25 protein-coding genes are annotated in these 24,196 nt (G+C 61.1%); 10 read left to right on the forward strand and 15 right to left on the reverse strand.

Annotated features, from left to right (window positions below; all coding sequences use genetic code 11):
• The first annotated feature begins 126 nt into the window (after positions 1–126).
• Complete coding sequence (locus J2X71_RS30470; RefSeq protein ID WP_310388177.1) at positions 127–711, forward strand: TetR/AcrR family transcriptional regulator; 585 nt, start codon at positions 127–129, stop codon at positions 709–711.
• A 124-nt stretch (positions 712–835) separates the two neighbouring features.
• On the forward strand, positions 836–1,141 hold the full coding sequence (locus J2X71_RS30475) for a flagellar basal body protein (protein WP_310388179.1): 306 nt from the start codon (positions 836–838) through the stop codon (positions 1,139–1,141).
• Between the two features lie 11 nt (positions 1,142–1,152).
• Here the strand turns inward: J2X71_RS30475 and J2X71_RS30480 are convergent, their stop codons facing one another.
• The 9 genes from J2X71_RS30480 to J2X71_RS30520 form a co-directional block, all read right to left on the reverse strand.
• Positions 1,153–1,773, reverse strand: a complete 621-nt coding sequence (locus tag J2X71_RS30480; protein WP_113325604.1) for a LysE family transporter — start codon at positions 1,771–1,773, stop codon at positions 1,153–1,155.
• A 206-nt stretch (positions 1,774–1,979) separates the two neighbouring features.
• Positions 1,980–2,375, reverse strand: coding sequence for a Fe-S cluster assembly scaffold SufA (gene sufA, locus J2X71_RS30485; protein ID WP_310388183.1), 396 nt, complete (start codon positions 2,373–2,375; stop codon positions 1,980–1,982).
• Between the two features lie 90 nt (positions 2,376–2,465).
• Positions 2,466–2,840, reverse strand: coding sequence for an SUF system Fe-S cluster assembly protein (locus J2X71_RS30490; protein WP_007826160.1), 375 nt, complete (start codon positions 2,838–2,840; stop codon positions 2,466–2,468).
• Positions 2,841–2,850: 10 nt separating this feature from the next.
• Complete coding sequence (locus J2X71_RS30495; RefSeq protein ID WP_112968179.1) at positions 2,851–4,092, reverse strand: cysteine desulfurase; 1,242 nt, start codon at positions 4,090–4,092, stop codon at positions 2,851–2,853.
• 12 nt (positions 4,093–4,104) lie between these two features.
• On the reverse strand, positions 4,105–5,379 hold the full coding sequence (gene sufD, locus J2X71_RS30500; protein WP_310388185.1) for a Fe-S cluster assembly protein SufD: 1,275 nt from the start codon (positions 5,377–5,379) through the stop codon (positions 4,105–4,107).
• Between the two features lie 23 nt (positions 5,380–5,402).
• Entirely contained in the window at positions 5,403–6,158 is a 756-nt protein-coding gene (sufC, locus tag J2X71_RS30505) for a Fe-S cluster assembly ATPase SufC (RefSeq protein WP_007826163.1), read from the reverse strand.
• 80 nt (positions 6,159–6,238) lie between these two features.
• On the reverse strand, positions 6,239–6,460 hold the full coding sequence (locus J2X71_RS30510; protein WP_310388188.1) for a hypothetical protein: 222 nt from the start codon (positions 6,458–6,460) through the stop codon (positions 6,239–6,241).
• Between the two features lies 1 nt (position 6,461).
• Entirely contained in the window at positions 6,462–7,931 is a 1,470-nt protein-coding gene (gene sufB, locus J2X71_RS30515; protein ID WP_310388190.1) for a Fe-S cluster assembly protein SufB, read from the reverse strand.
• 141 nt (positions 7,932–8,072) lie between these two features.
• Positions 8,073–9,239, reverse strand: a complete 1,167-nt coding sequence (locus J2X71_RS30520; protein WP_310388192.1) for a cysteine desulfurase family protein — start codon at positions 9,237–9,239, stop codon at positions 8,073–8,075.
• 217 nt (positions 9,240–9,456) lie between these two features.
• On the opposite strand from J2X71_RS30520, the gene J2X71_RS30525 reads away from it, so the two are divergent.
• Positions 9,457–10,134, forward strand: coding sequence for an alpha/beta hydrolase (locus tag J2X71_RS30525; protein ID WP_113325620.1), 678 nt, complete (start codon positions 9,457–9,459; stop codon positions 10,132–10,134).
• On the opposite strand, the gene J2X71_RS30530 is transcribed toward J2X71_RS30525, so the two are convergent.
• Together J2X71_RS30530 and J2X71_RS30535 are read right to left on the reverse strand one after the other, a co-directional pair.
• On the reverse strand, positions 10,127–10,654 hold the full coding sequence (locus J2X71_RS30530) for a GNAT family N-acetyltransferase (protein ID WP_310388194.1): 528 nt from the start codon (positions 10,652–10,654) through the stop codon (positions 10,127–10,129). The genes J2X71_RS30525 and J2X71_RS30530 overlap by 8 nt on opposite strands.
• Positions 10,651–11,775: an anhydro-N-acetylmuramic acid kinase gene (locus J2X71_RS30535; RefSeq protein WP_310388196.1), complete on the reverse strand. Its 1,125-nt coding sequence runs from the start codon at positions 11,773–11,775 to the stop codon at positions 10,651–10,653. Before J2X71_RS30535 ends, J2X71_RS30530 begins: the two co-directional genes overlap by 4 nt.
• A 121-nt stretch (positions 11,776–11,896) precedes the next feature.
• On the opposite strand from J2X71_RS30535, the gene tyrS reads away from it, so the two are divergent.
• Positions 11,897–13,153: a tyrosine--tRNA ligase gene (gene tyrS / locus J2X71_RS30540; RefSeq protein ID WP_310388198.1), complete on the forward strand. Its 1,257-nt coding sequence runs from the start codon at positions 11,897–11,899 to the stop codon at positions 13,151–13,153.
• A 60-nt stretch (positions 13,154–13,213) separates the two neighbouring features.
• Here tyrS and J2X71_RS30545 read toward each other — a convergent pair whose 3' ends face one another.
• Positions 13,214–13,696 carry a GNAT family N-acetyltransferase gene (locus J2X71_RS30545; protein ID WP_310388200.1) on the reverse strand — a complete coding sequence of 161 codons (483 nt, stop codon included), beginning with the start codon at positions 13,694–13,696 and terminating at the stop codon, positions 13,214–13,216.
• A 34-nt stretch (positions 13,697–13,730) separates the two neighbouring features.
• Complete coding sequence (locus J2X71_RS30550) at positions 13,731–17,123, reverse strand: DUF3971 domain-containing protein (RefSeq protein ID WP_310388202.1); 3,393 nt, start codon at positions 17,121–17,123, stop codon at positions 13,731–13,733.
• A gap of 118 nt (positions 17,124–17,241) precedes the next feature.
• Here J2X71_RS30550 and J2X71_RS30555 point away from each other — a divergent pair, with 118 nt between their 5' ends.
• From J2X71_RS30555 to J2X71_RS30575, 5 genes are all read left to right on the forward strand, one after another.
• The gene (locus J2X71_RS30555) at positions 17,242–17,715 is read left to right on the forward strand and encodes a peroxiredoxin (protein WP_310388204.1); all 474 of its coding nucleotides are present in this window, start codon (positions 17,242–17,244) and stop codon (positions 17,713–17,715) included.
• Positions 17,712–18,530, forward strand: a complete 819-nt coding sequence (locus J2X71_RS30560; RefSeq protein WP_310388206.1) for a ferritin-like domain-containing protein — start codon at positions 17,712–17,714, stop codon at positions 18,528–18,530. The genes J2X71_RS30555 and J2X71_RS30560 overlap by 4 nt, the downstream gene beginning before the upstream one ends.
• A 106-nt stretch (positions 18,531–18,636) precedes the next feature.
• Positions 18,637–19,959: a peptidoglycan DD-metalloendopeptidase family protein gene (locus tag J2X71_RS30565; RefSeq protein ID WP_310388208.1), complete on the forward strand. Its 1,323-nt coding sequence runs from the start codon at positions 18,637–18,639 to the stop codon at positions 19,957–19,959.
• Positions 19,960–20,057: 98 nt separating this feature from the next.
• Positions 20,058–21,617 (forward strand): DEAD/DEAH box helicase, encoded by a 1,560-nt coding sequence (locus J2X71_RS30570; protein WP_310388210.1) that lies wholly within the window; start codon positions 20,058–20,060, stop codon positions 21,615–21,617.
• 7 nt (positions 21,618–21,624) lie between these two features.
• The gene (locus J2X71_RS30575; RefSeq protein ID WP_113321787.1) at positions 21,625–22,047 is read left to right on the forward strand and encodes an NUDIX domain-containing protein; all 423 of its coding nucleotides are present in this window, start codon (positions 21,625–21,627) and stop codon (positions 22,045–22,047) included.
• On the opposite strand, the gene J2X71_RS30580 is transcribed toward J2X71_RS30575, so the two are convergent.
• Together J2X71_RS30580 and J2X71_RS30585 are read right to left on the reverse strand one after the other, a co-directional pair.
• Complete coding sequence (locus J2X71_RS30580) at positions 22,048–22,365, reverse strand: TfoX/Sxy family protein (RefSeq protein ID WP_025668870.1); 318 nt, start codon at positions 22,363–22,365, stop codon at positions 22,048–22,050. It abuts the gene before it with no gap.
• Positions 22,366–22,394: 29 nt separating this feature from the next.
• Complete coding sequence (locus J2X71_RS30585; protein WP_310388215.1) at positions 22,395–22,889, reverse strand: flavin reductase family protein; 495 nt, start codon at positions 22,887–22,889, stop codon at positions 22,395–22,397.
• Between the two features lie 172 nt (positions 22,890–23,061).
• Here J2X71_RS30585 and J2X71_RS30590 point away from each other — a divergent pair, with 172 nt between their 5' ends.
• Positions 23,062–24,144, forward strand: a complete 1,083-nt coding sequence (locus tag J2X71_RS30590) for an ABC transporter substrate-binding protein (RefSeq protein ID WP_310388218.1) — start codon at positions 23,062–23,064, stop codon at positions 24,142–24,144.
• Positions 24,145–24,196: the final 52 nt, after the last annotated feature.

Below are 24,196 nucleotides of genomic sequence, written 5' to 3' on the forward strand. Positions count from 1 at the left end.
CCTTGATCATGGACGCACCTCTCCGGACTGGTGAACCATTGCCCACCGGCCTCAAATGGAATAAAAGGAGGATGCCTCCAGATAAATACGGAGGGCGCCTCCGCTTATCAAGGGGACTTCTCGTAAATGGCCGAAAAAAGTGACGGGTCCACCGTCCGAAAGCCGCGTGCGGATGCCGAACGCAACCGCCTTCTGTTGATGGAAACGGCAAAGACAGTATTTGCCGAAAAGGGTTCCAGCGCCAGCCTGGAGGAAATCGCCCGCATTGCCGGCGTCGGCATCGGTACGCTCTATCGTCATTTCCCGACGCGCGATGCACTGGTTTCCGCCATCTACCGCAATGAGACGGCGCAGCTTGCCGCTGCCGCCAAGAGCCTCGCTGAAACGCATCCGCCTGTCGAAGCGCTCCGCCTGTGGCTGGTCCAGTTCGTCGACTATGTGGTGACGAAACATGGCATGTCCGAAGTGCTGGATTCGCTTGTTGGCGGCACCTCCGAGCTTTATGCGGATTCTGCCGATTTGATTATCGGTGCCGTCAATCTGCTGGTGGATCGCGCAGTCGCCACCGGAGAAATCCGTCTGGCGATGGACCCTCTCGACATTTTGCGCGCGCTGGCGGGCGGCGCGAGCATCAGCTGCGGCCCGGCCTGGCGGAATGCAGCAAGGCAACTCATCGACATCCTGATTGCGGGTATGAGAGCCGGTCGCTGAGGCTGTCGTGCCATTCCGGCACAGCCGTCCCAGATCCCCTCGCCTTTCGCTAACCGAAGCCGTTCAACATTCCCTAAATCCTTGTCGGTAAAACGCTGGATGTCCGGAAATAGGGAAACGGTCGATGAGCATTTCTGCAATTACGCATACGGCTCTCTCGGGAATGCTGGCACAGTCGACGCGTGCAAGTGCGATCGCCAACAATGTCGCCAATGCGAGTACGCCGGGTTATGGCCGCCTGAACACCAGCTTCCAGTCCGTCGAACCTTCAGGCGTGCAGGCAAGCGTCACCGAGACGGATCAGGGCGTGGATTTCGCGACCGAGTTGACCGACCTCGTCGGGACCGAACAGAGCTACAAGGCAAACGCATCAGTCTTCGAGACCGGGGCCGATCTCTGGGATGTGCTGATGAGCATCAAGCGCGATTAAAGCGCCCTTCGCTATACGATCGAATAAGCCACCGAACCGAGCGCCACCGCGCCGAAGGCGATCAGCATATAGCTCGTCGCTCGGCCGACTTTCGCCGTGAAATCGGCCGAGAGCCGGTCTCTTGCAAGGCTGACCGCGCCACTGAGGCAAAACCACCAGAGGAGCGACCCCAGGAAGACGCCCGAGACGATCATCGCCGAGCTGAAGCGGCGCGTCTCTTCGGTCAGGCCGAGGCCGGCAAACAGCGCTCCGAAGGAGAGGATCGTCGCCGGATTGGAGATGGTCAGCAGGAAGGTCGAGATAGTCGTGTGCAGGAAGTCGGCCGCATCGATCTTCGCAGCCTTTATCTTTCCTTTGTTCTTCAGTCCCCGCCAGCCGAGCCAGAGCAGCATCAGCCCGCCGCCGAGTGCCAGCGGAATAGTGGCTGTCGACATGGCCTCGGAGAAAACAGCAATCCCGGTCACCGCGACCAGCGCGTAGCTCGCGTCACCCAGCGCCGTCCCCAGCCCGCCGGAAAAACCGTACCAGAACCCCTTCTCGAGGCTTCTGTTGATGCAGAGCGTTCCGATCGGCCCGAGCGGCGCGGTGATGATGACGCCCAGCAGGGCGCCCTTCAGGAACAGAAAGAGCATTGTCCGCTTCGTTTCTTCTTGGTCGCTTGTCGGTCTCGGACAGGCTCATAAAAATCAAAAGGCCGCCAATTATGGCGGCCTTCAGGCAATTTCAATGAAAAATTGCTTAGCATGTCGCGCAAAAGTGTGCAGCGGTTTCGCGATAACGATATGCGCAAAACAAAGACTTAAAGCGCGTCAAGCGATCTGAAAGATCGCGACACGCTTTAATGCTGAGCCGGAACCACGGCATCGCCGCGTGCGGCAAGCGCTGCCAGGTCGGCGGGCCTCAGCTCGACGGACTCACCGCAGCCGCAGGCCGATGTCTGGTTCGGATTGGTGAAGATGAAGCCGGAACGTAGCGTCGTCGTCTCGAAGCCGAGTTCGGTGCCGAGCAGATAAAGAACGGCCGACGGCTCGATCCAGACCTTGGCGCCGTCGCGCTCGATCAGGTCGTCCTTGGCATTGGGTTCCGTCACCAGGTTGATGGTATATTCCATCCCGGCGCAGCCACCCTTCTTGATGCCGACGCGAATGCCCTTGGCATCCGGTCCGCCGTTCCCGACGATCGCCTTCACGCGGTCTGCGGCAGCTTCCGTCATGCTCATTACTGCAAAGCCCATGGGCTCAATCTCCTTCCACAACCGGGGTCAAGATCCGGTGCTTGGTGATTCAATGTAGTCGCCGCGAGTAAACGGATCAATACCGGCCGGTCAATACCAGCCAACGGCGACCTGCGCCTCCTCGGACATACGGTCCGGCGTCCACGGCGGATCGAAGGTCATGGCGACCTCGACGCCCGACACGCCCTCGACGGCGCCGACGGCATTTTCCACCCAGCCCGGCATTTCACCGGCAACCGGGCAACCGGGTGCGGTCAGCGTCATCATGATCTTCACCATGCGGTCGTCTTCGATGTCGATCTTGTAGATGAGGCCGAGCTCGAAGATGTCTGCTGGAATTTCCGGGTCGTAGACGGTCTTGAGAGCGCCGATCACGTCGTCGCTGAGACGCGCCAGCTCCGCTTCGGGAATGCTGGAATGCACGATGCCTTCGCGCACGTCGATCTTCTCTTCATTCAGGCTCATGGCTTCTTCCTCAAGCAAAGAACTTGCGCGCATAGTCGAGCGCATCTGCAAGCGCATCCACCTCGGCGCGGGTATTATACATGCCGAAGGATGCACGGCATGTGGAGGTCACGCCGAAGCGTTTCAAGAGCGGCATGGCACAATGCGTGCCAGCGCGAACGGCAACACCCTGGCGGTCGATCACCATCGAGACGTCATGGGCATGAATGCCCGCCAACTCGAAGGAGAAGATGGCGCCCTTGCCGGGCGCATTGCCGAAGACGCGCAGCGAATTGACCGCCTTGAGCCGCTCCTCGGCATAGGCAGTCAGATCCGCCTCGTGGGCCGCGATATTCTCGCGGCCGATCTTGTCCATATAGTCGAGCGCATAACCAAGCCCGATCGCCTGCACGATCGGCGGCGTGCCAGCCTCGAAACGGTGCGGCGGATCATTATAGGTGACGATATCCTCGCTCACCTCGAAGATCATCTCGCCACCGCCCTGGAAGGGCCGCATCTCCTTCAGCCGGTCCTTCTTGCCGTAGAGCACGCCGATGCCCGACGGGCCATAGAGCTTGTGACCGGTCATGACGTACCAGTCGCAATCGATATCCTGCACGTCGACAGGCAGATGCACGGCACCCTGCGAACCGTCGATCAGCACCGGAATGCCGCGCTCATGGGCAATGCGGCAGACTTCCTTGACCGGAACGATGGTGCCGAGCGCATTCGACATATGGGTGATTGCGACGAGCTTGGTCTTGTCGGTCAAGCTCTTCTCGAAATCCTCGATATGGAAGGCGCCCTCGTCATCGACAGGCACCCAGACGAGCTTCGCGCCCTGCCGTTCGCGGATGAAATGCCAGGGCACGATGTTGGAGTGGTGCTCCATGATCGTCAGCACGATCTCATCGCCCTCGCCGATCTTGGGCATGCCCCAACCGTAGGCGACGGTGTTGATCGCCTCGGTCGAGTTCTTGGTGAAGACGATGTCATCAACCGAAGGCGCGTTCAGGAAGCGGCGAACCTTTTCGCGCGCCGCTTCATAGGCTTCAGTTGCGGCATTCGACAGGTAGTGAAGGCCGCGATGCACATTGGCGTATTCGTGGCTGTAGGCATGCGAGATCGCATCGATCACCGCCTGCGGCTTCTGTGCGGAGGCGCCGTTGTCCAGATAGACCAGCGGCTTGCCATGCACCTTCTCCGCGAGGATCGGGAAATCCCTGCGGATGGCTTCGACATCATAGGCGGTTGCCGGCACGATCTTGTCCATGGCGATATCCGATCAGGCGTGCTTTTCCAGCCAGGCCGAAATGACGCCTTCCAGCGCCTCGACCAGGGCTTCGTCTTCCAATTCCTCGACGATCTCGGCAACGAAGGCGTTGACGAGCATCGCGCGCGCCTTGTTCTCCGGAATGCCGCGGGCCATCAGGTAGTAGAGATGGTTGTGGTCGATATCGGCAACCGTCGCACCATGGCCGCACTGCACGTCGTCGGCGAAGATTTCGAGCTCGGGCTTGACTGAGAATTCGGCATCGTCGGACATCAGCAGCGTGTTGCAGGCCATCTTGGCGTCGGTCTTCTGGGCATCGGGCGCGACCCGGATCATGCCCTGGAAGACGCCCTTGGCGCGATCGAAGACGACGTTGCGGATCACTTCCGTCGAGCCGGTGTGCGGCACGTCGTGGCCAAGCACCATCGTTACGTCGGTGTGCGTCTCGGCGCCGAGCAGATTGATGCCGCGCAGCGTCAGATCGGCGCCCTCACCCGTCACCTTGATATTCAGCTCCTGGCGCACCAGCTTGCCGCCGGCATTGATGACGAAGAGCTTCACCTTGGCGTCAGCGCCGAGATCGACGCGGATCTGGCCGAGATGCGTATCCTCAGCCCCCTGCTGCTGGAGGATGATCCAGGTCAGTTCCGTGCCCTGCCCGACCGTGATGTCACTGACATGCGACACGAGCGCGGCATTGTCGGTCACCGATTGGTGACGCTCGATGACGACACCCTTCACATTGGCGCCGAAGCTGACCGGCAGGCGGGTGTGAATCTCACCGCCGGCATGCACGAACTGGATTTCCAGCGGCTCTTCGAACTCGGTGCCATCAGGCACGTCGATCACATAGCCATCCTTGACGAAGCTGCCGTTGATGCGGCCGACCGCATCGTCGCGGCCGAGCGCGTCGAGATTGGCGGCGGCCGAACCGTCGGTCAGCTTTTCGGAATAGACCGAAACCGAGAGATCGCCGGCAGAAGCCTTGTGGACAGGCTTGCCCTGGATCACGGCAAGAACCGGAGAGCCGTCAACCAGCGGCTCCAGCGCTTCCGAGCCGGCGTCACCCGCCTGGGCCGGAATGTTGCGCAGCAGGTTCTTCAGGTCCGTATAGTGCCAGGCTTCGACGCGGCGCGTCGGCAGGCCTTCCCTCTTCAGGTCGTCGAGCAGCCGGTCGCGGAGCGCAGTGACCGCGCCATTGCCCGGCAGTTCGCCGATCTGCTGGTTGAACGCTTCGATCAGCGCAGCTTCGGCCGCGGTCAGGCGGCTCGTCGTTTGCATGTTCATGGACGTCGTCCTTTCCGCCACGCTCAGGCTGCGGCGCCGATGATGTCGGCGTAACCGTTGGCTTCCAGCTCATGGGCCAGCGTCTTGTCGCCGGACTTGATGACCTGGCCCTTGTAGAGAACGTGCACGGTATCCGGCACGATATAGTCGAGCAGGCGCTGGTAGTGGGTAATGACGATAACGGCGCGATCTGGCGAACGCAGCGCGTTGACCCCATCGGCCACGACCTTCAGGGCGTCGATGTCGAGGCCGGAGTCGGTTTCGTCGAGCACGCAAAGCTTCGGCTCAAGCAGCGCCATCTGCAGGATTTCGGCGCGCTTCTTTTCGCCGCCGGAGAAGCCGACGTTCAGCGGGCGCTTCAGCATCTCGGTGTTGATCTGCAGCTTGGCCGCAGCGTCCTTGACACGGCGCATGAAGTCCGGCGTCGTCAGCTCGTCTTCGCCGCGTGCCTTGCGCTGCTCGTTCATCGCCACCTTCAGGAACTGCATGGTGGCGACACCAGGAATTTCGACAGGATACTGGAAGGCCAGGAAGATGCCCTTGGAGGCGCGCTCGGCGGCATCGAGCTCGAGGATGCTCTCGCCGTTGTAGAGAATGTCACCTTCGGTCACTTCATAGTCTTCGCGGCCGGAGAGGATGTAGGAGAGCGTCGACTTGCCGGAGCCGTTCGGGCCCATGATGGCGGCAACTTCGCCGGCCTTCACGGTGAGGTTCAGACCACGGATGATTTCGGTGCCGTCTTCGGCGATGCGGGCATGAAGGTTCTTGATTTCAAGCATCTTTGGTTCCTGCGGTTTGTCTGCGCAGCTCACTCAGAGCCTCGCGTAATTTCTAAGATGTCGACTTGTTGCGTTAGCCGCTATCGCCCAAAACGGATTGCGGCGAGAAGCAATTCGACCAGACTCGGGAAGCTCAGAATGACCTCTCCCGACTTTTCTACGCGCTGCCGGAGAAACACATAAGGCTGCTCCGGCGGCGTTTCTGTCTCGTACCTATGCTCGCGGGGACCTATCTTCGACAGGATCTCCCCGCGCATACTCGTCAGGCGTTCAAGAATGCGCTTCTTGTCCGCCTCGCTCATGTCAGCCGACGCTGCCTTCGAGCGAGATGCTGATCAGCTTCTGTGCTTCGACGGCGAATTCCATCGGCAGTTCCTGCAGAACTTCCTTGACGAAGCCGTTGACGATCAGCGCGATTGCAGCCTCCGTCGGAATACCGCGCTGCAGGCAGTAGAACAGCTGGTCTTCAGAGATCTTCGAGGTGGTCGCCTCGTGCTCGAACTGCGCCGTCGAATTCTTCGCCTCGATATAGGGCACCGTATGGGCACCGCACTTGTCGCCGATCAGCAGCGAGTCGCACTGGGTGAAGTTGCGTGCGTTCGAGGCCTTGCGGTGGGCGGAGACCTGGCCGCGATAGGTGTTCTGCGAAACGCCGGCGGCGATGCCCTTGGAGACGATGCGGCTCGACGTGTTCTTGCCGAGATGGATCATCTTGGTACCGCTGTCGATCTGCTGATGGCCGTTGGACACGGCGATCGAGTAGAACTCGCCTCTGGAGTCATCGCCGCGCAGGATGCAGGACGGATACTTCCAGGTGATGGCGGAACCGGTCTCGACCTGCGTCCAGGAGATCTTCGAACGGTCGCCGCGGCAATCGCCACGCTTGGTGACGAAGTTGTAGATGCCGCCCTTGCCGTTCTTGTCGCCCGGATACCAGTTCTGGACGGTGGAATACTTGATCTCGGCATCGTCGAGCGCGATGAGCTCGACCACGGCGGCATGCAACTGGTTTTCATCGCGCTGCGGCGCGGTGCAGCCTTCGAGGTAGGAGACGTAAGCGCCTTCCTCGGCGATGATCAGCGTGCGCTCGAACTGGCCGGTGTTCTTCTCGTTGATGCGGAAGTAGGTGGAAAGCTCCATTGGGCAACGCACGCCCTTCGGCACGAAGACGAAGGAACCGTCGGTGAAGACGGCCGAGTTCAGCGTCGCATAGTAGTTATCGGTCGTCGGGACGACGGAGCCGAGGTACTTGCGCACGAGATCCGGCTGCTCGCGGATGGCTTCCGAGATCGACATGAAGATCACGCCGGCCTTCTTCAGCTCCTCCTTGAAGGTCGTTACGACCGACACGGAATCGAACACTGCATCGACTGCGATCTTCGGCTTCTGCACGCCGGCCAGGATTTCCTGTTCCTTCAGTGGAATGCCGAGCTTCTCGTAGACCTTGAGGATTTCAGGATCGACGTCTTCGATCGACTTCGGACCCGGCGTGCTCTTCGGCGCCGCGTAATAGTGGATCTCGTTGAAATCGATCTTCGGGTAGTCGACGCGCGCCCAGGTGGGCTCGTCCATCGTCAGCCAGCGCTTGTAGGCTTCAAGGCGCCATTCGAGCATCCATTCCGGCTCCTGCTTCTTGGTGGAAATCAGGCGGATGATGTCTTCGGAAAGGCCCTTGGGTGCCTTGTCCATTTCGATGACGGTTTCGAAGCCGTATTTATACTGGTCCACGTCGATTTCGCGGACGCGATCGACTGTTTCCTGGACAGCAGGCATGTCACTCTCCAATCTCGCCGGATAAAAGGTCCGGCAGCTTGTCAGTGGGGCAATTACTTACCCCTGATGTAAGTGGCCAAAAGGGACTTTTCAGCCCTGTTGGCAAGTAGAAATTTGCGTTTCCGCAAGTTTGTGAGGCGTTCAGGCCGCCTCGCCCGCCAGCTTTCGCCGGGAGGCAATCTTGGCGAAGGCTGCAATCGCCCTGTCCACGTCTTCTTTCGTCGTCGAAAAGCCGAGCGACATGCGCAGAGCCCCGAGCTTCGGATCACGGCCCATCGCCGTCAGCACATGGCTTTCGCCTACCCTGCCGGAGGAGCAGGCCGAACCCGCTGAAAGTGCCACGCCTTCAAGATCGAAGGCGATCTGACCGGTCTCCGCCTTCATGCAGGGAAGCGTGAAGAAAATGGTGTTGGCGACGCGCGGGCCGCCGGCGCCGTAAATGATGACGTCGGGTGCTGCCGCGCGCATGCCGGCTTCCAGCCGGTCGCGCAGCACGGCAATCGCAGCATTGCGCTCCTCAAGGTTCTGCAGCACGGCTTCCGCCGCAGCCCCGAAACCGATCAGCGCCAGAGAATTCTGTGTCCCTGACCGGTGACCCTTCTCCTGCCCGCCGCCGCGGATCAGCGCCTTCGGCATCAGCGCTTCGCCGCGGGTGACGAGTGCGCCGGCGCCCTTCGGGCCGCCGATCTTGTGGGAGGAAATGATCATGAAATCCGCGCCGATCTGCCCGATCTCGATCGGCAGACGGCCGGCCGCCTGCACCGCATCGACCACGAAGAGCCCGCCATGCGCGCGCACGATGCTGCCTGCCTCTTCAACCGGCTGGACGATGCCAGTCTCGTTGTTGACGAACATGATCGCCACCATGGGCAGACCCGTCGTCTTGTCGTGAGCATCGAGCAGGTCGGAAAGCGCTTTCAGATCGACGACGCCGGCATCCGTCACCGGAATCTCGGTCGTCCTGTCCTTCGGGAAACGGCCACCTTCGCGGACTGCCAAATGCTCGACGGCGGAATGATAGAGACGACCGAGCTTCAGCGGCGTGCGGCCCATGCTGAATTCTGGTGTCAGCACCATGTTGGCCGCTTCGGTCGCACCACTGGTGAAGATCACATTGGCGGGGTCGGACCCCGTCAGCAGCGCAATCTTGCGGCGCGCGCTCTCGATGGCGGCGCGGGCGGCACGGCCCTCGCCATGCACGGAATTTGGATTGCCGAACACGTCTATGGCGCGCATGATCGCGTCACGCGCTGCAGGGTGCATCGGCGATGTTGCGTTCCAATCGAGATAAAGGCGTGGCGGCGCCATTGTCTTCGGTCCTGCGCTTGACGAGCTTGCTTCGGGCGCGGCGGTGCATTTTTCTTGAAATTTCCGCCGGGCTTGCCTTATGACACGTTCCACGCTGCGTGGATCGCCATGCAAGTTTCGAATTGTTCTAAACTGCGTTTTAGAAAAGCTGACAACTGTCGTCAAGTCATGTTGTCGCCAAACGTGGCGTGAACGCGAAATAAAACCCGGAGTACCGATGCCCGAAGTTATTTTCAACGGCCCAGCCGGCCGTCTCGAAGGCCGCTACCAGCCCTCCAAGGAAAAAAGCGCACCGATCGCCGTCATTCTGCACCCGCATCCGCAGTTTGGTGGCACGATGAACAACCAGATCGTCTACCAGCTCTTCTACATGTTCCAGAAGCGCGGTTTTACGACATTGCGCTTCAATTTCCGGGGCATCGGCCGCAGCCAGGGCGAATTCGACCATGGTGCGGGCGAGCTTTCGGATGCCGCCTCCGCGCTCGACTGGGTGCAGAGCCTGCATCCCGATTCGAAGACCTGTTGGGTCGCCGGCTACTCCTTCGGCTCCTGGATCGGCATGCAGCTTCTGATGCGCCGTCCGGAAATCGAAGGTTTCATGTCGATTGCCCCGCAGCCGAATACCTATGACTTCTCGTTCCTGGCGCCCTGCCCGTCCTCCGGCCTGATCATCAATGGCGAATCGGACAAGGTAGCCCCCGAAAAGGACGTCAACGGCCTCGTTGAGAAGCTGAAGACGCAGAAGGGCATCCTCATCACCCACCGCACGGTGCCTGGCGCCAACCACTTCTTCAACGGCCAGGTCGACACGCTGATGGCCGAGTGCGAGGATTATCTCGACCGCCGCCTGAATGGCGAACTGGTGCCGGAACCGGCAGCCAAGCGCATCAGGTAACGGCCTGCCGCATGGCGGCCGTCATCGCGAATTCCACGCCCTCAACACCTTCGATAAAGATCGGCCCGCGCTCTCGCATGCCGATCTTTTTTAAGACGTGCTGCGAGGTGAGATTGTCGGGGTGCGTAAAAGCGATGAAATGCGGCGCAAGATCTCTCGCGAAGAACCAGTCGGCAAGGCTTGCCGCGATTTCCGTCGCATAGCCTTTGCCCCATTCTCGGGCGTAGAAAGCATAACCCATCTCATACTCGCCGGTGTGGTAGATCGAGATCCCGGCACGTCCGATGAAGTGGCCGTCCTGTCGGCTGACGATCTTGTATTTCGTCGTGCCGTCGCGCGCCTGCTCGGCAAGATATGTTCGCAGCCGCTCCTCGCACTTTTCGCGTGACCAGGGCGCTCCGCCAGACATGTAGCGTGTCGTCTCGATTGTCGAATGCAGGTCGTGGATCAGGTCGGCATCGCCGTCTTCCCACATCCGAGCGACAAGGCGCGGCGTTTCGAAAATGACTTCCCCGCTCATCTGGCCGGCTCCGCCAGGACACCACCGCTTACTGACTGGTTGACGCCCGTCGTGCCGGGATAGGTGAGCGGCAGTCCCTCCAGCGAGCGCACGGCCAGATAGGCCCAGGCTTCCGCCTCCATCGCATCTCCGTCGAAACCGGCCTCTTCTGCACTCATGACACGAGAGCCGTTCTTCCAGGCCATATCGGCAAACTCCGCCATGATCGTCCCATTCAGCCGTCCACCGCCGCAGACGATGTAGACGGAGGGGCTCTCGGGCAGATAGGAGGCGCATTTGACGATCGAGGCGGCAGCTACATGCGCAAGCGTGCGCGCGCCATCCTCCAGGCTCGCCTCGCCATCTGCCAGCGGCTTGAAATCGCCACGGTCGAGCGAGCGCCGGATATTGCCCAGGAAGAAGGGGCTACCGAGATAACGGGCGGCAATATCGGGCACCACCTGTCCGCGCCCGGCGATCTCGCCGCCGGGGTCGTAGGTCTTCCCGGTCTGCATCTCCACCCACTGGTCGATCAGCGTATTGCCGGGGCCACTGTCGAAGGCGGCGATGCGGCCTTCTGCGCCGATATAGGTGAGGTTCGAAATACCACCGATATTGACGAAGCAGACGGTCTGCCCTTCCTTCTGAAACCTGCCGGCAAGGGCGGCGTGATAGGCCGGCACCAGCGGTGCGCCCTGCCCGCCATGCACCATGTCGTTGGCGCGCATGTCATAGACGACGGGAATGCCTGATTGTTCGGCCAGAAGCTGCCCGTCGCCGATCTGGATTGTCAGCGCATCGTCCGGCCGGTGCAGCACGGTCTGGCCGTGAAAGCCGAGAACATCGACATCACCTCTGCTGAGTCCAAATTTACCGAGAAATGCCGTAACGGCATCTGCATGACGCGCGGTCAGTTCAAGCTCGATCTCGCGAAGCTCGTCCCCCCGAGCGCTGCGGTCCGTCAGCGGCAGCGCCAGATCCAGCGCGCGCTTCAACCTCTCGCGAAAACCGCCATCGTAGGCCACGCCCAGGAACGGTCCGCGCTCGATGAAGCCTCGCCCGTCTGTCCTGAGCAACGCCACATCGATGCCGTCCATCGAGGTGCCGCTCATCAAGCCGATCGCAGTCCTGACGATATCCATTGCGCCGCGAGCCTTTCATGCGATTCCCGGATGCACTTTTGGAAAAACAGTGCTAAACGCGCCGCGACGGTTCAACAAGCGTCAATCCCAAATCCCGTTCGACGTTCAAGAGACGAAGCCCATGTCCGAGTTCAAGTCCGATTTCCTCCGCACGCTGCAAGAGCGCGGCTTCATTCATCAAATTTCCGATGAAAGCGGCCTCGACGATCTCTTCGCCAAGGAAACCGTGACGGCCTATATCGGCTTCGATCCGACCGCACCCAGCCTGCACGCCGGATCGCTGATCCAGATCATGATGCTGCACTGGATGCAGAAGACCGGCCATCGCGCCATCTCGCTGATGGGCGGCGGCACCGGCATGGTCGGCGATCCCTCCTTCAAGGAGGAAGCCCGCCAGCTGATGACCGTCGATACGATCGAAGGCAACATTGCCTCCATCAAGCGCGTCTTCTCGAACTACCTGAACTATGGCGACGGTCCGAAGGACGCGCTGATGATCAACAATGCCGAATGGCTGCGCTCGCTGAACTATCTCGAGTTCCTGCGCGATGTCGGCAAGCATTTCTCGGTCAACCGCATGCTGTCCTTCGACAGCGTCAAGACGCGCCTCGACCGTGAGCAGTCGCTGTCCTTCCTGGAATTCAACTACATGATCCTGCAGGCCTATGACTTCGTCGAGCTTGCCAAGCGCTACGACTGCCGCCTGCAGATGGGCGGCTCGGACCAGTGGGGCAACATCGTCAACGGCATCGACCTCGGTCACCGCATGGGGACGAAGCAGCTCTACGCGCTGACCTCGCCGCTGCTGACCACTTCCTCCGGCGCCAAGATGGGCAAGTCGGCCACGGGCGCCATCTGGCTGAATGCCGACATGCTCTCGGCCTATGATTTTTGGCAGTACTGGCGCAACACCGAGGATGCCGACGTTTCTCGCTTCCTGAAGCTCTACACCACCTTGCCGATGGACGAGATCGCCCGCCTCTCGGCACTTGGCGGTTCCGAAATCAACGAGGTCAAGAAGATCCTGGCGACCGAGGTCGCCGCGATCTTGCATGGCCGCGAAGCCGCGGAACAGGCAGCCGAGACGGCCCGCAAGACGTTTGAAGAAGGCGGTCTCTCCGACAACCTACCGTCTGTCGAGGTTCCGGCCTCCGAGCTCGACGCCGGCATCGGCCTCCTGTCGCTGATTGTCCGCGCCGGTCTTGCCGCCTCGAACGGCGAAGCCCGCCGTCACGTCCAGGGCGGCGCCGTGCGCATCAACGACCAGGCTGTCAGCGACGAGCGCAAGATGATCGGCAGCGGCGAAATCACCGCCGATGGCGTCATCAAGCTGTCGCTCGGCAAGAAGAAGCACATCCTTATCCGCCGCGCAGCGTAAACCGCGCCAGCGATGCCAAGAGAAAAGCCGGCCTTCCCGCCGGCTTTTTCTTTGCCTGTTTCAGGATAATGGCGGGGAAAACTTCTCCATCACGAAATTGTCGAGCTTCTGCCCGCGCTTTTCGACGGTCTGTCGCGTGACCACAACGAACCCCTTGCGCTCGAAGAATGGTCGCGCCGTCAGGCTCGCATGTGTGTAGATCCGCTCCATGCCTGATGCCAGCGCCTCCTGCTCGACGCGCGCCAGCAGCCGGCTCGCCACACCGAGCCTCTGAAATTCGGGATGCACGAACATCATGTCCAGGCAGCCATCGGCGACGAGATCGGAGAAGCCGACCGGCTTGCCGTCAATGTCAGCGATCCAGGCCGGGCGGCTTATCCGGCGCTCGGCCCACTTGGCGGGATCTTCCACCTGCGCCCAGGCATTAATCTGCGCAGTCGAATAATCGCGCGACGAGACTTCGCGGATGGCGCGCAGGAAGATCTCGATCGTCGCGTCGCTATCCCCGGGCGTATAAGGCCGGATCAGTATGGAGTTCTGCACCGATAACCCCCAGCGATTTACTGGAACTAGCGATTTACTGGAATTCGAAGATCTGGCGGAACACGCCGGGCGCGATCACCGAGAGCGGGTTGATCTGCAGGTTCGGCTGGTCGAACTTGCCTGTCAGCTTGAAGGTGATGCCGATTAGGCCTCGGTCTGAACCATTGCCGAGGATGACGCCGATCAGCGGCAGCTCGGCAAACAGCCGGTTGAGGCCATAGGCCGGCATGAAGGTGCCGGTCATGTCCATGTTGCCCTTCGCATTGCGCACCACACCCTGGAAAGTGGCGCCGATCTGGTCGCCGCGCAGCACGCCGTTTTCGATGGAGATTGCCCCACCGCGCGAAACGACACGGGCAAAGCCGCGCTGGAAGCGCTGCGAGGAGGTATCGATATCGCGTTTGACGGCTTCGTTCAGCGTGCGCTGGTCTGAACCGACAGGTGTGGAAACGATCGAGCGCAGGCGCTGCTCGTTGACGATCGAGAAGCGGCGCACGTCGAGCGAGCCATCCCAGCCGCCGCCCGCATTGAGACGGATAGCCAGATTGAGAAGGCCGCCCTGCATATGCTGGTAAAGATCGGCAAAGCGCGAGACGGAGCCGGCATCGCCGCTGGTAATGTTGATGACACCGCCGCCCTGCATCTGGCTGACGACCGCCTCACCGCTATCCGTGATGCCGGAGAAATTCAGCGATTGCAGCCGGCTGCCACTCATGGCGATCTGCGCCTGGAAATTACCGATCTTCTCGTCATTGAAGCCGATAATGTTCTGCAGCTTCGCCCGCACGCTCACGCTGCTGCTGTCGCTGCCGTCGCCATCGCTGTCCGAATCCGATTTCAGCCGGGCGATGATCGGTCGCGCATCGGCGCTGGCGCCGGATACGGAAATATCGAAGCCGCCCTTGCTGCGCTTCAGCGACAACCCGAAATCATCGACGGAAGACAGCTTCACGCTATCGAAATCCGCCGATATCAGGCCGCTCTTGCCGATCACGAGCGCCCCGGTCGCTCCGAAGCCATCCCCCTTCAGACGGAAATTCTTGACCTGCGTATTGTCAGGCGGGCCGGAAACCTCGAATTCGGCATTGGCGGGAATACCGCTGCCCTTCGACCAGCCGATCCAGGGGAGATCGAGCGATGCCTTACCGAGATCGAGCAGCACGTCCTGCCGGTCTTCATCGAGGCGCGTCAGTACCAGCTTGACGCTGCCGCCGAGGATGCCGGACAGGCCGGGCAGCAGCCTGTCGCGCTGATCGCCGTTTAGCGTTGCCGTGATCACGCGCTGCGGCTCGATGCCGGAAGATTTGTCGACGGGCTCCAACATATCGATATCGGCGGAGACGCCATCAATGTCGGCCTTGCCCTTGACCTTCACCTGCTGCGGATCGGCATCGAGCGTGCCGTCGAGATTGGTGATGACGCGCCCCGAGAACGGCTTGGCAAGCGCGACATCCGTGAGCTTCATCTGCGCCTCCCATTCGGGCGGCGGCGGGTTCTGCGAGGACAGAAGTCCGAAATGCGCCTGCACATGCGCGTCGATAGTGCCCTTAAGGTCGTCAGGCACAAAGCCTGCGCGCTGCAACACCTTGATCGGCTTGTAGGTCAGAAGCTCGCCCACCGCATCCGCCGAGCCTGAAACGGAAATGTCGGCATCGGCCATCAGCGGCTTGTCGTAGACTGACGGCATCACGAAGGTGCCCGGCTGCACCGCTACAGAACGCCCGGATGGGAAATAGGAGGTGCCGCTCTTGAGCGAGATCGTCGCCTTTCCGCCCGTCAGGTCGAAATGCGCCGCGGTGTCGCGGACAGGCGGGATCTCGCCGGCAACATTCAAGCGCGTTCCGTCGATGTCGAAGGCAATGCGGAGCTGGTTTTCGTCGAGCCGCAGGCCGCGTCCTCCTGCCGCCTCATCCAGACGCCCTGGCGGAATGTAGACGGAAATGGAAGCATCGGTCACCACGCCGCCAAACAGGTTTGCCAGCACCCAGACCCGCGCTTTGGACGCCATCCAGAAAGGCCAGAGCTGCTTGACCGCCGTCGTCTGCATCTGCTGCGACTGGCCGGCAAAACTGATCTCCGGTGATTTCTCGTTCAGCCGGATGTGCAGCGCCCCATAGAGGGAGCCGAGCGGCGAGGAAGCCACCATATTCGTGAACTGGAATTCGCGGCCGGCGACGAGATAGCGTCCGGTCGCCTGCAGATCGAAGGACAGCGGCTGCTCGCCGGAATTGGGTGCGGCCGTGCCGCCGCTGATCAGCGCATCGATGCCGAACCCCTTGCCCGCATTCGGATCGAGCTTGTCGAGGTCGATCAGCGCGCCGCTGATCGGCAGAATGGTCGCGCCGAGATGCAGCTGCGATTTGGCGATCTCCAGCGTCTGCTTGTCGAAGTCATAGGCCAGATTGAGTTGCCCGTCCGTCAGCTCCTGAGAATCGCCGTCGACATAGATAAGGCCTGGATCGAGTTTGAGAGCCGCATTGAGCGATGGCTTAACGCCGTCGGCAGCTCTGACCGCGGAAATGGTGAGATCGCCGAAGGTGTTGACGCCCTGGCGGATCTCGCCCTGTTCGTTGCGCTTCAGTGTAAAGGGCGTCAGGTCGGCATGTGACAATGTGGCGACGAGCCGGGATGCGTGCCCGCCCGCCTGTTCGGTGATCACATTGAGATCGGCTGCCTCGCCGTTGATGGAAATCTGGCCGCTCAGCTGCAGCGAGTTCGGCCCGGCATGTTCGAAGGCGAGACTGTCGACGACGAGCGAAACCGGCCCATTTGCCGTATCCGCGAGCTTGATATCGATGCCGGAGATGCGCACGGAGTCGGTAGCGCCGCGTTCGACGAAGCTTTCGAACAGGTCGAGATGCGAGAAGATCATCTCCATCGCCGCTGGAATGGCATCGACGCGCAGGTCGTCAAGCTTGATGGGAGCGCTTGATGGAAGCAGCGACGTGTCGAGGGCAATGTCGTCAGCTTCGACCGATGATACGGCGATGCGGCCGCGGAAGAGCTGCAGCGGATTGAGCGCCATGCGCATGGAGGATGCGGTGGAAAGATGCTGGCCGCTCTGCTGGTCGATCATGTTGACGTCGCGCGCTTCGAGCGCCAGCCGCAGGCCGGAGGTGAAGCGGATGACGGTAGAGCCGACCTCGGATCGGTAGCGCGGCCCCAGCGCGCTGTTCAGCGCCGACTGCGCCTGCTGCGACAGCGGCGCGTCGATAACCCCGCTTTCGATCGTGAAGACGATCGCCGCCAGGATGAACAGGATGACCGCGCAGAATCCGCCCGTGGCCTTCGCCGTGCCGCGCATGCGGGAACGCGGTGGCGGGCAATGCACGATAAGAGGGTCCTCCACCTGCGCTGAAGGCAGGCTGTGCAAGGCGACGATGTCCTTCTTGCGGAACGTGACCTTTTCGCCGCGGATGGCTGACATGCGCCTTGGGAAACTCCTGAATCTGATTTGAATGGCTCTGGGCGGGACGCCGTTTCATCCACTATATAACCCGTCTGATATAGTATCTCTCCTAAACCCGGCAAAAGAAAGTTTTGAGATGTCCGCACCCGGTATTGGCTCCCGTGCTCCTGATTTCAGCCTCCCGCGCGACGGTGGCGGGCGCATTTCGCTCTCTGATTATCACGGCAAGCCGGTGGTCCTGTTCTTCTATCCCAAGGATGACACGACGGGCTGCACGACCGAATCGCTGGATTTCACGGCACTTGCCGGTGAGTTTGCAGCCGCCGGTGCCGCCGTCGTCGGAATGTCGCCCGATTCGGCCACCTGCCACGACCGCTTCATCAAGAAACACAAGCTGACGGTGGCACTCGCCTCGGACGAGGAGAAGACCGTGCTGCAGGCCTATGGTGTCTGGAAGGAAAAGAAGATGTACGGCCGCACCTTCATGGGCGTCGAGCGCACCACCTTCCTGATCCGCAGGGACGGCACGATTGCCACCATCTGGCAGAAGGTGAAGGTTGCCGGCCATGCCGAAACGGTGCTGGCAGCCGTCAGGAACCTCGCTGCGTGACGACTATCACCTCGCTGCGTGGCGGCGCGATCGATGCGATCTGCTCCGCCGATCTCGACCGCAAGACGGAGCTCGCGCAGGAAAGCGCTACCAGATGGTTCGCCCGGCGCATCTCGCTGCGCTCGCCGCTGGATGCGCCCCTGCCCGAGCGTCCCGGCCGGCCGGAAAAGCCACTGCTGGTGCCGCCGACGCAGGTCGGAAAACGCTCGCTCCATACAGTGCATGGCCGCATCGCCCTGCTCCACGCGATTGCCCATATCGAGCTCAATGCCGTCGATCTGGCGCTCGACATCGTGGCGCGTTTCGCCTCGGCGCATGTACCGAATTCCTTCTTCGACGGCTGGATGCAGGTGGCTTATGAAGAGGCCAAGCACTTCCGCATGGTGCGCAAGCGGCTCAATGATCTCGGCGCCGATTATGGCGATCTGCCCGCCCATGACGGCCTCTGGCAGGCAGCGCATTCGACCCGCAACGACCTGACGGCCCGGCTTGCCGTCGTACCGCTCATTCTCGAAGCGCGCGGCCTCGATGTTACGCCTGCGCTACAGGCCAAGATGCGCGAGACCGGCGACCTCGAAAGTGCTGCCGTTCTCGACGTCATCTACAACGACGAGAAGGGCCATGTCGCCGTCGGCGCCAAGTGGTTTCGTTTCCTCTGCGCCCGCGAAAAGCGCGATCCTGCAAGGACATTCCAGGAACTGGTGCGGGCCAATTTCCGTGGTCCGCTGAAGGCGCCTTTCAACGATGTGGCCCGCGCCGAAGCCGGCCTGACCCCCTCCTTCTACCGCGCGCTCACCTCGACCAGCCAGAGTTGAGCGGCAAGCTCCAATAGGCCTGCGTAAACCGACTGTTAACCATAAAAGTATGTAATCATTTCCCAATGAGGCTGGGCGCTAAAAGCGAATCTTTGGGAGACCCTTCGTGACGAACGGACATCACAGTCGGGTCTTCGGCAAGAAGGCACAGGAACACGTCCTCATTCTTGCCAGTGGCGACAAGGTGCGTCACATGACGGTGAAGCCATGGATGGCGGCGCTGGCCTTCTGCTTCGTCGGCGTCTTTTCCATCGGCTATCTGCTCGCCACTTCCTACCTCGTGCTGCGCGACGATCTGATCGGCGCGACCATGGCCCGCCAGGCCCGCATGCAGCATGATTATGAGGATCGCATCGCCGCGCTGCGCGCCCAGGTCGACCGCATCACTTCTCGCCAGCTTCTCGATCAGCAGGTGGTCGAGGACAAGGTCGACAAGCTGATGGAACAGCAGATGGCGCTGACCTCGCGCCACGGCAAGCTCGATAACCTGCTCGATCGCGCCGAAAGCTCTGGGCTGACCGGCAAGAATGCGTCTGCCGCGGATGTGCCGGCGCAATCCTATGCGCCCGAGATCAAGGACAAACGCGCTTCGCTGACCGGCGGCGCACAGGCGATCGAAAGGATGCTGGCGGGCGACAGCAAGCCGGCCGACGCCGAGACCCCCGACAATTCCACCCTTGCCTATGTTCCATCAGAAGAAACCGTCGGCGATCGCGCCGACCGCATCTTTTCGAAGGTCACGCTCTCGCTGAAGACCGTCGAGCAGGACCAGAAGAACCGTATCGACCAGCTGACAAGCGACGCCGGCAACGCCGCCAATACGATCGAAGGCGTGCTCGACCGCTTTCATATAGCCGTTCCGGCTGAGACTATCGCCGCCAAGGAAGAAGAAGACAGTGCCGTTGGTGGTCCTTACGTCGAGCCCGAAAGCAATGACGATTTCAACAATTCTCTGGTGCAGCTCGATGGCGCGCTGACCCGTCTGGAAGCGGTGCGCAGCACCGCCGAATCCCTGCCCTTCCGCAATCCGGCCATCGGCAAGGAAGTCACTAGCCCTTTCGGCAACCGGCGCGATCCCTTCCTCGGCCGGCTTGCTCTGCATTCCGGCATCGACTTCCGTTTCTCGCCGGGTGAAAGGATCCGCGCTACCGCGCCCGGTAAGGTGATTGCAGCCGGCTGGACCGGAGGCTACGGCAACATGGTCGAGGTCGATCACGGCAACGGCATTTCGACGCGCTACGGCCATATGTCGGAAATACTGGTCAAGGTCGGCGACACGGTCGATCGCAACAATGTCATTGGCCTAGCCGGCAGCACGGGCCGCTCCACCGGTACGCACCTGCATTATGAGGTGCGTCAGGATGGACATGCCGTCGATCCGATCTATTTCATGAATGCCGGCCTTAAACTTGCCACTTATATAAAATAGCCGGATCGCAGTAACGAACGCTTCACCTCGCTCCTGGGGTGGAGCCGCTATTCCTTGACTTGCCGGCCGTTTAGGACTATGTCGCCAACCATTGCGGCATGCAATCCTGCCGACTCGCCAGAGACCGGCCGAACGGAACGGAAACAGTTTTCCCTTTGACGACATTTGCTGAACTTGGTTTGAGCCCCAAAGTGCTCTCCGCTGTTACTGATGCGGGCTACACCATCCCCACTCCCATTCAGGCCGGGGCAATTCCCTTCGCGCTTGAGCGCCGAGATATCTGCGGCATCGCACAGACCGGCACCGGCAAGACGGCATCCTTCGTTCTTCCTATGCTGTCGCTTCTGGAAAAGGGCCGCGCCCGCGCCCGCATGCCCCGCACGCTGATCCTGGAACCGACCCGCGAACTGGCCGCCCAGGTTGCCGAGAATTTTGAAAAATACGGCAAGAACCACCGCCTCAACGTCGCCCTCCTCATCGGCGGCGTTTCCTTTGAAGATCAGGATCGCAAGCTCGAGCGCGGCGCAGATGTTCTGATCTGCACCCCCGGCCGCCTTCTCGACCATTTCGAGCGCGGCAAGCTGCTGATGAGCGGCGTCGAAATCCTCGTCATCGACGAAGCCGACCGCATGCTCGACATGGGCTTCATTCCCGATATCGAGCGCATTGCCAAGCTGATCCCCTTCACCCGCCAGACGCTGTTCTTCTCGGCCACCATGCCGCCGGAAATCCAGAAGCTCGCGGATCGCTTCCTGCAGAACCCGGAGCGGATCGAAGTCTCCAAGCCGGCCTCGGCGTCGGTCACCATCACGCAGCGTTTCGTCGCCTCTCACGACAAGGATTACGAGAAGCGCGCCACATTGCGTGACCTCATCCGCGCTCAGACCGATCTGAAGAACGCGATCATCTTCTGCAACCGCAAGAAGGATGTTGCTGATCTCTTCCGTTCGCTGGAGCGTCACGGCTTCTCGGTCGGCGCCCTGCACGGCGACATGGACCAGCGCTCGCGCATGGCCATGCTTGCCAACTTCAAGGACGGCAACATCCAGTTGCTCGTCGCCTCCGACGTCGCAGCCCGCGGCCTCGATATTCCCGATGTCAGTCACGTCTTCAATTTCGACGTGCCGATCCATTCGGAAGACTACGTTCACCGTATCGGCCGCACCGGCCGCGCCGGTCGCTCCGGTGCTTCCTTCACCATCGTCACCCGCCGCGACCAGAAACATGCCGACGCGATCGAAAAGCTGATCGGCGAAAAGGTCGAATGGCAGAGCGGCGATCTCTCCTCTCTGCCCCCGGCCGAAGAAAGCCGCGACAGCGATCGCTCTCCCCGCCGCGCAAAGACTCGCGAGCGGGATAAGGATCGTGGCCGTGACCGCCGGTCTGCGAGTCATAAATCTGATATCAACGCCGAAGATAATAGCGTTGAAGTCGTGGAAGCAGCACCAGCAAGACCAGCAAGGGCCGAAACCGTGAAGAACGAGCGCAAAGCAGAACCGAAGCCACAGAATAACGCGCGCAACGGTCGGCAATATCCGGCGAATGATGACAATCGCGAGCGCCGCCGCCATCGCGACCATGACGACGGCCCGACGCCGGTCGGATTCGGTGACGATATCCCCGCTTTCATGCTGATCGCTGGCAACGCCAAGGTCTGATTGCCCGATGGGCAAGCCCGGCATCGATTTCCCAGGCTTCGGTGTAGGCCTGGTGATTTTGCGCGACGGCAAAATCCTCCTCTACAAACGCGTGCGTCCGCCTGAAGCCGGCTACTGGAATATCGTCGGCGGTAAGGTCGACCATATGGAGCCGGCTGAGGAAGCCGCGCGTCGCGAGGCGGAAGAAGAAACGGGACTGACTATCGGCCGCGTCGAGCGGATCGGCTTGACCGAACAGATCATCGAGGCCGACCGTCAGCACTGGATTTCCCTTCTCTATATCGCCCGCGACGTGGCAGGCGAGCCGCAGCTCACTGAACCCGACAAGCTCTCGGATTTCGGCTGGTTCGGCCTTGCCGACCTGCCCGAGCCGCTGTCGGCCTTCACCAGGGTCGCGATATCAGCTCTTCCAGCCGGCGAATTGCGCTGATCATTCAGCCCGCAATGCGGCTTCATAGGCAAGCCGCACCCAGCGCGCCATGATGTCGGGGTCGTCATAGGCCTCGTCGGGGATGCTCCAATAGGGCATCTTCACCGGAGTTCCCTTCTTGCCCTCGTAGAACCATTGGCTGGCGCCCGCCGCGGCAAATTCCGGTGCGCTCTCTTCATCGGCCTTCAGCAGGATTTCGTCGCGTACTTCGAGCGCCAGGATGCGGCCGAGATGGTAGATGCCCTTGCCGCCGAACATGCGCTTGATGGTGACAGGCCCGAGCGACTGAAACATTTCATCGATGCCGGCATTGTCCATGGCCTGTCCTCTTTCCTGCGCAGCCGAGCCTATATCGTGTGATAACCGCGGTTCAAATAAAGAAGCGCCGGGTGGATCTCGGTGAAGCGAACGGCAGCGACCTCGCCGAAGATGACGTTATGGGTCGGCATTTCCTTGATGTCGGTCACCCGGCAGTCGAAGACGGCAAGCGCATCGGCAAGCACGGGCGCGCCCGTTGCCAGCGTTTCGAAGCGGGCGCTCAAGAAACGATCCCCGTTTTCCAGATGCGTGCGGCCTGAAAAAGCATCGGCAACACCCTGATGGTGGGCGCCGAGCGAGTTCAGCGCGAAGATGCCGCTGCGCCAGAAGATCTCGTTCTTCGCATTGGTGTTGCTGAGGCAGACGAGAACGGAAGCCGGATTGTCGGACACCGAGCAGGCAGCCGTGATGGTGACGCCACGGCGGGCTTCACCGAGCACCGTCGTCACGAGCTGCACATGGCCGGCATAGCGGCTCATGGCATCGCGATAGAGGCCGGGATCGATATGCTGCCTGTTCAACACATGCTTCTCCACAATCAGTGTCTTGTTTTTATTATTTCACCAATATGGCGGGCATCGGTTACCTTTTCTACAATGGCACCCTCTAAAAGCTGCAGAACACGCTTGTTTTTCTTTGACGATTGCCGCCGTGCGGATAAAAGGGCATGGACAAGACGAGAGACCTGCACCTTTCATGATGACCCTGCGTGTCATAGCCGCCCTTCTGTCGCTCATGGCGTTGACGGCCGAAGGCCGCGCGGCCGGCGTGACGATCGGCGTCGTGGCGCCGCAAGAGGGCACTTTCGCCTCGCTCGGCGCACAGATTTCCGCCGGCGCGAATTTTGAGATCCAGCGGGCGGGCAATACGGTCGTTCCTGTCAATGAGACCTGCCAGGACAATAGCGGCCAGGCGATCGCCGATGCGCTGATCGCTGCAAAGGTTCAGATCGCCATCGGCTTCCTCTGCAGCGAGACGCTGGAAGGCGCCCTGCCGAAGCTGAAGGACGCCAATATTCCCGTCATCACCGTGTCGGTACGCTCGCGCATCCTGATGGAGGATTCGCTGAAGAACGGCTGGCCCCTCTTCCGCCTCGGTCCGCAGGATAGCGATGAAGCCGCCAGGATCATTCAGATCATCCTGCAGCAATGGACGGCGTCTCCGATCGCCCTCATCGAGGACGGCACGATCCATGGCCGCGAACTGACGGAAGCCGTGCGCAACGCACTGGAAGAAAATGGCCTGAAGCCTGTTTTCACCGACACCTACCGGCCGGGACAGGAACAACAGATCGGCCTCGTGCGCCGCCTGAAGCGGGCCGGCGCCACCAAGGTCTTCATCGGCGGCGACAGGAACGATGTCGCCATCATCGCCCGGGACGCCAAGGCTGAAAACATCCCGCTCGATATTCTGAGCGGCGACGCGATGCGCGCTGCAAACCAGCCGCTGGCGCTGGCTGATGGCGTACGCGCCGTTGCCATTCCCGAATATGCGCTTCTGCCTGATGCGGCTGCGACCGTCGAGGCCTTGCGCGCAGCCGGAACCGAACCGGAAGGTTATGTCCTGCCGGCAGCCGCAGCCGCGCTGATCGCCGATCAGGCCGTGCAGGCAGCGGTGGCCGAAGGCAAGCCGGTGGTCGAAAAACTGATCGGAACGCAGTTCAATACGCCGATCGGCCCGGTCATCTTCACGCCGGCCCATGAAGTGTCGCAAAATCCCTATCGTCTTCTCGAATGGCGCGGCGACACTTTCGTCCCGCCGGCCGATGGGACAGATTGACCTATTGAAATTTGCCGTGAGGCGCTCGCCGCTTCCGGTTGAGAGGAGACCG

Source organism: Rhizobium sp. 1399 (assembly GCF_031455475.1).
GTDB lineage: Bacteria > Pseudomonadota > Alphaproteobacteria > Rhizobiales > Rhizobiaceae > Rhizobium.